The 7038-nt window shown below is 56.6% G+C and carries 7 protein-coding genes; 2 read left to right on the top strand and 5 right to left on the bottom strand.

The features are described from left to right. Positions 1-519 precede the first annotated feature (519 nt). Complete coding sequence (gene purH / locus ACOTXD_RS21445) at positions 520-2109, top strand: bifunctional phosphoribosylaminoimidazolecarboxamide formyltransferase/IMP cyclohydrolase (protein ID WP_126501538.1); 1590 nt, start codon at positions 520-522, stop codon at positions 2107-2109. Positions 2110-2124: 15 nt separating this feature from the next. Further along, a complete protein-coding gene (gene purD / locus ACOTXD_RS21440) occupies positions 2125-3417 on the top strand; it encodes a phosphoribosylamine--glycine ligase (RefSeq protein WP_022650211.1) in 1293 nt (430 codons plus the stop codon). A 46-nt stretch (positions 3418-3463) separates the two neighbouring features. Here the strand turns inward: purD and ACOTXD_RS21435 are convergent, their stop codons facing one another. The 5 genes from ACOTXD_RS21435 to hemE form a co-directional block, all read right to left on the bottom strand. Further along, entirely contained in the window at positions 3464-4156 is a 693-nt protein-coding gene (locus ACOTXD_RS21435) for a DUF1481 domain-containing protein (protein WP_022646713.1), read from the bottom strand. Between the two features lie 11 nt (positions 4157-4167). Continuing rightward, on the bottom strand, positions 4168-4440 hold the full coding sequence (gene hupA, locus ACOTXD_RS21430) for a nucleoid-associated protein HU-alpha (RefSeq protein WP_002445246.1): 273 nt from the start codon (positions 4438-4440) through the stop codon (positions 4168-4170). A gap of 186 nt (positions 4441-4626) precedes the next feature. Continuing rightward, positions 4627-5217, bottom strand: coding sequence for a YjaG family protein (locus ACOTXD_RS21425; protein WP_003862310.1), 591 nt, complete (start codon positions 5215-5217; stop codon positions 4627-4629). 41 nt (positions 5218-5258) lie between these two features. Continuing rightward, positions 5259-5930 carry a deoxyribonuclease V gene (gene nfi / locus ACOTXD_RS21420; protein ID WP_003862312.1) on the bottom strand — a complete coding sequence of 224 codons (672 nt, stop codon included), beginning with the start codon at positions 5928-5930 and terminating at the stop codon, positions 5259-5261. A gap of 9 nt (positions 5931-5939) precedes the next feature. After that, positions 5940-7004, bottom strand: a complete 1065-nt coding sequence (hemE, locus tag ACOTXD_RS21415) for a uroporphyrinogen decarboxylase (protein WP_022650209.1) — start codon at positions 7002-7004, stop codon at positions 5940-5942. Positions 7005-7038: the final 34 nt, after the last annotated feature.

Below are 7038 nucleotides of genomic sequence, written 5' to 3'. Positions count from 1 at the left end.
GTTCACTCGTTGAGACTTGGTATTCATTTATCGTCCGAGGACGTTAAGAATCCATGTCACTTTGAGTGCCCACACAGATTGTCTGATAAATTGTTAAAGAGCAGTGCAACGCGGCTTTCGCTCACCGTTGCGAGGTGGCGTATATTACGCTTTCCTCTTTCAGAGTCAATCCTGATTTTCAGGATTTTTTCTCTTCAACCGACCGGGTTGTTTGTGAAGTGATTCACATCCGCCGTGTCGATGGAGGCGCATTATAGGGAGTTCTCCGCAGGCCGCAACCGCTAAATGACAGAAAAATGACTGACTGCTGCATTCCACAGCAAAACCCCGCCTTATACCTTTTTACACACAGACTTATCCACAATGATACGAAAAAGTAAAAATGTGCGAGCGTTGCGCAAACGTTTTCGTTAAAATGCTCGCGCTTTACAAGGATGCCTCGTCAGGTGTGTTAGATGAGTTTTTCACAGGAAAATTCATCTAACGCTCTCTGTAATCGTGAAATCCAGGGGATTTACCATGCAACAACGTCGTCCAGTCCGCCGCGCTCTGCTCAGTGTTTCTGATAAAGCCGGTATCGTCGAATTCGCCCAGGCACTTTCCGCACGCGGTGTGGAGCTGCTTTCTACAGGTGGCACCGCGCGCCTGTTAGCAGAGAAAGGTCTGCCGGTAACCGAAGTGTCCGATTACACCGGTTTCCCGGAAATGATGGATGGACGCGTCAAAACACTGCATCCGAAAGTCCACGGCGGTATTCTTGGCCGTCGCGGTCAGGACGACGCCATTATGGAACAGCACGATATCGCGCCTATCGATATGGTCGTTGTTAACCTCTACCCGTTCGCCCAGACCGTCGCCCGCGAAGGCTGCTCTCTGGAAGATGCGGTTGAAAATATCGATATCGGCGGCCCGACCATGGTGCGCTCCGCAGCCAAGAACCATAAAGATGTGGCCATCGTGGTGAAGAGCAGCGACTACAACGCCATTATTAATGAGATGGATGCCAACGAAGGGTCCCTGACACTTGAAACGCGTTTCGATCTCGCCATCAAAGCCTTCGAGCATACCGCCGCCTACGACAGCATGATCGCCAACTACTTCGGTAGCCTGGTACCGGCTTACCATGGTGAAAGCAAAGATCCCTCTGGCCGCTTCCCGCGCACCCTGAACCTGAACTTCATTAAGAAGCAGGATATGCGTTACGGTGAGAACAGCCACCAGCAGGCTGCCTTCTATATAGAAGAAGAGGTAAAGGAAGCCTCCGTTGCGACCGCCCAGCAGGTTCAGGGCAAAGCCCTTTCCTATAACAACATTGCCGACACCGACGCCGCGCTGGAATGCGTGAAAGAATTCAGCGAGCCGGCCTGCGTTATCGTCAAGCACGCCAACCCATGCGGCGTTGCGGTAAGCACTTCTATTCTGGATGCCTACGATCGCGCCTACAAAACCGACCCGACCTCCGCGTTCGGCGGCATTATCGCCTTTAACCGCGAGCTGGATGCGGAAACCGCGCAGGCCATCATCTCCCGCCAGTTTGTCGAAGTGATCATCGCGCCGTCCGCATCAGAAGAAGCGCTGAAAATCACTGCGGCAAAACAGAATGTGCGCGTGCTGGTTTGCGGTCAGTGGGCGGAACGCGTGCCGGGCCTGGACTTCAAGCGCGTGAACGGCGGTCTGCTGGTTCAGGACCGCGATCTGGGGATGGTGACAGAAGCCGACCTGCGCGTGGTGACCAAACGTCAGCCGACCGAACAGGAGCTGCGTGACGCGCTGTTCTGCTGGAAAGTGGCTAAGTTCGTGAAATCCAACGCCATCGTCTACGCCAAAGAGAACATGACCATCGGGATAGGCGCAGGCCAGATGAGCCGCGTTTACTCTGCAAAAATTGCCGGTATCAAAGCAGGCGACGAAGATCTGGAAGTGAAAGGCTCCGCCATGGCCTCTGATGCCTTCTTCCCGTTCCGCGACGGAATCGATGCGGCCGCTGCTGTGGGTATCACCTGTGTGATCCAGCCTGGCGGTTCAATCCGTGATGACGAAGTGATTGCCGCTGCCGACGAACACGGCATCGCAATGATCTTCACCGACATGCGCCACTTCCGCCATTAATTCCCGGAGCAGAAAATGAAAGTATTAGTGATTGGTAACGGCGGGCGCGAGCACGCCCTGGCGTGGAAAGCAGCGCAGTCTCCGCAGGTTGAAACCGTCTTTGTGGCACCGGGTAATGCCGGTACGGCGCTGGAACCCGCGCTGCAAAACGTCGCCATCGGCGTGACCGATATCCCGGCACTGCTGAGCTTTGCCCAGACCGAGAACATCGATCTGACCATCGTTGGCCCGGAAGCGCCGCTGGTGATTGGCGTCGTAGACGCCTTCCGCGCAGCTGGCCTGAAAATCTTTGGCCCAACGGAGGGTGCCGCACAGCTGGAAGGCTCAAAAGCCTTCACCAAAGATTTTCTCGCGCGTCATAACATCCCGACGGCGGAATATCAGAATTTCACTGAAGTGGAGCCTGCTCTGGCCTGGTTACGTGAGAAGGGCGCGCCGATTGTTATCAAGGCCGACGGTCTGGCCGCGGGTAAAGGCGTGATCGTCGCGATGACCCTCGAAGAAGCCGAAGCCGCGGTTCAGGATATGCTGGCAGGCAACGCCTTTGGCGATGCGGGCCACCGCATCGTGATTGAAGAGTTCCTCGACGGCGAAGAGGCGAGCTTTATCGTGATGGTCGATGGCGAGCACGTTCTGCCGATGGCCACCAGCCAGGATCACAAGCGTGTGGGCAATGGCGATACCGGCCCCAACACTGGGGGAATGGGCGCTTACTCTCCTGCTCCCGTTGTTACCGATGAGGTGCATCAGCGCACCATGGACCGCATCATCTGGCCAACCGTGAAAGGGATGGCGGCGGAAGGCAATACCTACACCGGTTTCCTTTATGCAGGCCTGATGATCGACAAGCAGGGTAACCCGAAGGTGATCGAATTCAACTGCCGCTTTGGCGATCCGGAAACCCAGCCGATCATGCTGCGCATGAAATCCGACCTGGTGGATCTGTGTCTGGCGGCGTGCGAAGGCAAACTGGATGAGAAAACGTCAGAGTGGGACGAGCGTGCCTCTTTAGGTGTGGTGATTGCTGCGGGTGGGTATCCGGGTAGCTACAACACTGGAGATGAGATCCACGGCCTGCCGCTGGAAGAGATTGACGGCGCGAAGGTGTTCCACGCCGGTACGAAGCTGGCTGACGATGACCGCGTGCTCACCAACGGCGGCCGCGTGCTGTGTGCGACCGCGCTGGGCCAGACCGTGGCAGAAGCGCAGAAACGCGCCTATGCGCTGATGGCGGATATTCACTGGAACGGCAGCTTCAGCCGTCAGGATATCGGTTATCGTGCTATTGCGCGGGAGCAGGGAGAGTAATTTCCCCTCACCCTAACCCTCTCCCTCAAGGGAGAGGGGACTTAAATCAAAAACTCTTTTCTGTCGGCTGCCAGGTGCAGAAATCTTCATTCGCCACCAGCAACAGCTGAGAGCCTTCCGGCGCTTCCAGCCATGCCACACTCACCTCCACAGATGAATGCCGCTGACGACGCTGAATGTGTTCGGTTGCCCAGGATTCAAGCTCAGGCTTCACCGTCTGCCCTTCGCAGGTGGTCACCGTGCCGTCGGCATGCCAGCGCCCCTGACGCAGCACCACGCGGCCCTGACGCAGCGCATCGCTGGTCTGGCGAAGTTGTTCAGCACGGTAGCGGTAGAGGGCGACCTGATCGCTGGAAAGCTGCTGTTTCAGTCCACTGACCTCATGCTGCATAAAGCTCAGCTCGCCGTGGTCGTCGAAACGCACCTTCACGTGTTCGGGAGTCTTACTGTAGATATTCAGTTCAATGAGCGACAGGGCATCGCCCTGCCAGCGGTATTCTGCGGTCGAGGTATTGCCGTTATGCCATGGGCTGAACGCGGTGAGCATATGGACTTCATCGCTGGAATCTTTGCGCCAGATCCTGACCGCACCCTGGTTGTCAGCGTAGCCGCTGGCGGTAAACGGGGGGAGTGAGGAATCATGACTACAGGCAGAGAGCAACAGTACGCCTGCCAGCGCGAGCGGTCCACGCCAGAATGACAAAAGGGGCGTTGCCGCCCCTTCGTTAAAACTGTTCACTGCCACGCGTCTTACTTAACTGCGTCTTTCAGTGCTTTACCAGAAACAAATGCCGGCACGTTAGCTGCGGCGATTTTGATTTCTTTACCGGTCTGCGGGTTGCGGCCAGTACGCTCAGCGCGGTGGTTCACTTTGAAGGTACCGAAACCAACCAGTTGTACAGCATCGCCTTCTTTCAGAGACTCAGTAATAGCAGCCAGGGTAGATTCCAGAGCAGCTTTAGCCTGCACTTTAGACAGATCAGCCTTGTCCGCAATTACATCAATCAGTTGAGTCTTGTTCATAAGTTATCCTTTCAATGTGTTTATCGCTTGCTAAGCATCGAGTGCGACGAAAATGCCAAAAAAGCACTCTCCTGCATACACGCACCGATAGCCACTTTTTTTCGCCCCCCAAATGTAGACCAGACGGGGGGCGAAAGGGAAGAGTCGAGGAGCGACAAAACAGGCGTTAAATCACGTTTTGTTGTCTCATTGGTTAAAAATTATACCAATATTGCTCTCGCCGGCCTCGCGCAGGTCCGCGCGCAGCCCTTTGATCAGCTCAATATCACGCTCTTCACACTCTGCCAGCAGGCGGAAAATCTCCCACTGAATGTCCCATTCCTGTTCTACCGCCGGGTTAGCACGCAGCTCTTCGTCGGTCATTTCACGGCCTTCCTGGGTCATTTCCAGCATCGCAACGGTGGTAATGGATGCCTTACTGACTTCAATGGCGTGTTCCAGGGTTTCACCGCTCAGACGGGAGTGGATCAGCTCGCTCAACGCCACACAGGCATCAATGGCCGGGTAGACGCCATACAGGTCGAAATCATCCGCAGCCGGAATAGCCTCTTCCAGCTTTTCGAGCTGAGAGTCAAAATTCACCTTCGCGTCTTTGACCGTCAGCGTCTCCCAGATTAAATCCAGGATACGACGATAAATCTGGCCTTCGCCAAACGCTGTCTGCTTGCAGAACGCGGCATAGTTGGGATACATGCGCTCGCACAGGCAAGCCATAAACGTCACGTGCTGCCAGCTTTCCAGCTTTTCAAGGCGCAGATGAATCGGGTTTTGTAACATGATGATGTCTCGAATCGAAAATTAGCCGCAGTTTACCTGAATCACGGCTGAATTTCCTGCCAACGAATGAATGCCGGACGTGAAGAGGCCACGGCGTCAGCCCAGCGGGTTGGCTCCGGTAAACGGTAGCCCTTCATACAGCGTTGCACCCACGCCAGGGCGCTGTCCATGCTCACCCGATGCCCGGTTGCGATAAACAGCGGGTTGCAGCGCGCTTTACTGCGCCAGACCCACGCCAGCTGCTCGCCTTTATGAATAAGCGGCGCCAGCGCGCCCGGTTCGGCAGAGAGCGGCTCAAACGCGCCGCACAGGCGTTTTTTCGCCACGCCGATGGTTGGCACGTCCACCAGCAGACCAAAGTGGCTGGCAACGCCTAAGCGACGCGGATGGGAGATACCATGCCCATCAACAAACAGCAGGTCAGGTTTTTGCGAGAGTTGTTCCCACGCGGCCAGCAGCGCGGGATATTCGCGGAAGGAGAGAAAGCCGGGGATATAGGGCATGGTGGTGGCGATACGCGCCACCTTGTACTCCACCAGCTCCAGCGACGGGTATTTCAGCACCACCATCGCCGCTCGCGTCACTTCACCGCCCTGCTCAAACCCGACGTCCGCCCCGCCAATGTACCGCGGAGGGTCCGTATCCAGACGATCCTCACGGATCACCGATGAAGCCAGTTCGATTTGCTGAGCGCGTAGCGACGCGAGATCCATAACCACTCCTTACTTATGATACTGGGCAGAAAGCCGATGCACCGCCTCCACAAATACGCCTGCGTGTTCAGGCGGCACATCCTGATGAATGCCGTGGCCGAGGTTAAAGACGTGGCCTTCACCCTGGCCGAAACCAGACAGTATAGTCGACACTTCCTCTTCGATACGGGCAGGCTGTGCATAGAGCATGGACGGGTCCATGTTGCCCTGAAGCGCCACTTTGTCCCCCACGCGACGGCGCGCATCGGCAATATCGGTGGTCCAGTCGAGGCCCAGCGCGTCGCAGCCGGTGGCCGCCATCGCTTCCAGCCACTGGCCGCCGCCTTTGGTAAACAGCGTCACCGGCACGCGACGGCCTTCGTTTTCACGCAGCAGGCCATCGACAATTTTGTGCATGTAGTACAGGGAGAACTGCTGATAATCACGTCCGGTCAGCACGCCGCCCCAGGTGTCGAAAATCATCACCGACTGCGCACCTGCTTTAATCTGCGCGTTGAGGTAGAGCGTGACGCTCTTCGCGAGCTTGTCGAGCAGCGCATGCAGGGCCAGCGGCTCGGCGTACATCATCTTTTTGATGACGGTAAAGGCTTTGCTGCTGCCGCCTTCCACCATGTAGGTGGCCAGCGTCCACGGACTACCGGAGAAGCCAATCAGCGGCACATCGCCTTTGAGCTCGCGGCGAATGGTGCGCACGGCGTTCATCACATAGCCCAGCTCGCCTTCCGGATCGGGGATCGGCAACTTATCAACGTCGGCTTTGCTTTTGATCGGTGAGGTAAAACGCGGGCCCTCGCCGGTTTCGAAATAGAGCCCAAGGCCCATCGCATCCGGAATGGTGAGAATGTCCGAAAAAAGAATGGCGGCATCGAGCGGGAAGCGGCGCAGCGGCTGGAGCGTCACTTCACAGGCCAGCTCGGCGTTTTTGCACAGCGACATAAAATCGCCCGCCTGCGCGCGCGTGGCTTTGTACTCTGGCAGATAGCGTCCCGCCTGGCGCATCATCCACACCGGGGTGACATCAACGGGCTGGCGCAGCAGCGCACGCAGATAACGATCGTTCTTCAGTTCGGTCATTTTGCAGTTCCTTATTGCGTCAGTCCGTCAGTGT

This window comes from Enterobacter cloacae complex sp. CDL013 (assembly GCF_049238805.1).
GTDB lineage: Bacteria > Pseudomonadota > Gammaproteobacteria > Enterobacterales > Enterobacteriaceae > Enterobacter > Enterobacter hormaechei_C.
Note: the sequence above shows the minus strand (reverse complement) of the source record. Positions and strands in the feature narration are given on the sequence as shown.

Excerpts from the sequence above, each read along its gene's own strand:
- purH (WP_126501538.1), top strand. The coding sequence starts at position 520 with ATGCAACAACGTCGTCCAGTCCGCCGCGCTCTGCTCAGTGTTTCTGAT.
- purD (WP_022650211.1), top strand. The coding sequence starts at position 2,125 with ATGAAAGTATTAGTGATTGGTAACGGCGGGCGCGAGCACGCCCTGGCG.
- hupA (WP_002445246.1), bottom strand. The coding sequence starts at position 4,440 with ATGAACAAGACTCAACTGATTGATGTAATTGCGGACAAGGCTGATCTG.
- ACOTXD_RS21425 (WP_003862310.1), bottom strand. The coding sequence starts at position 5,217 with ATGTTACAAAACCCGATTCATCTGCGCCTTGAAAAGCTGGAAAGCTGG.
- nfi (WP_003862312.1), bottom strand. The coding sequence starts at position 5,930 with ATGGATCTCGCGTCGCTACGCGCTCAGCAAATCGAACTGGCTTCATCG.
- hemE (WP_022650209.1), bottom strand. The coding sequence starts at position 7,004 with ATGACCGAACTGAAGAACGATCGTTATCTGCGTGCGCTGCTGCGCCAG.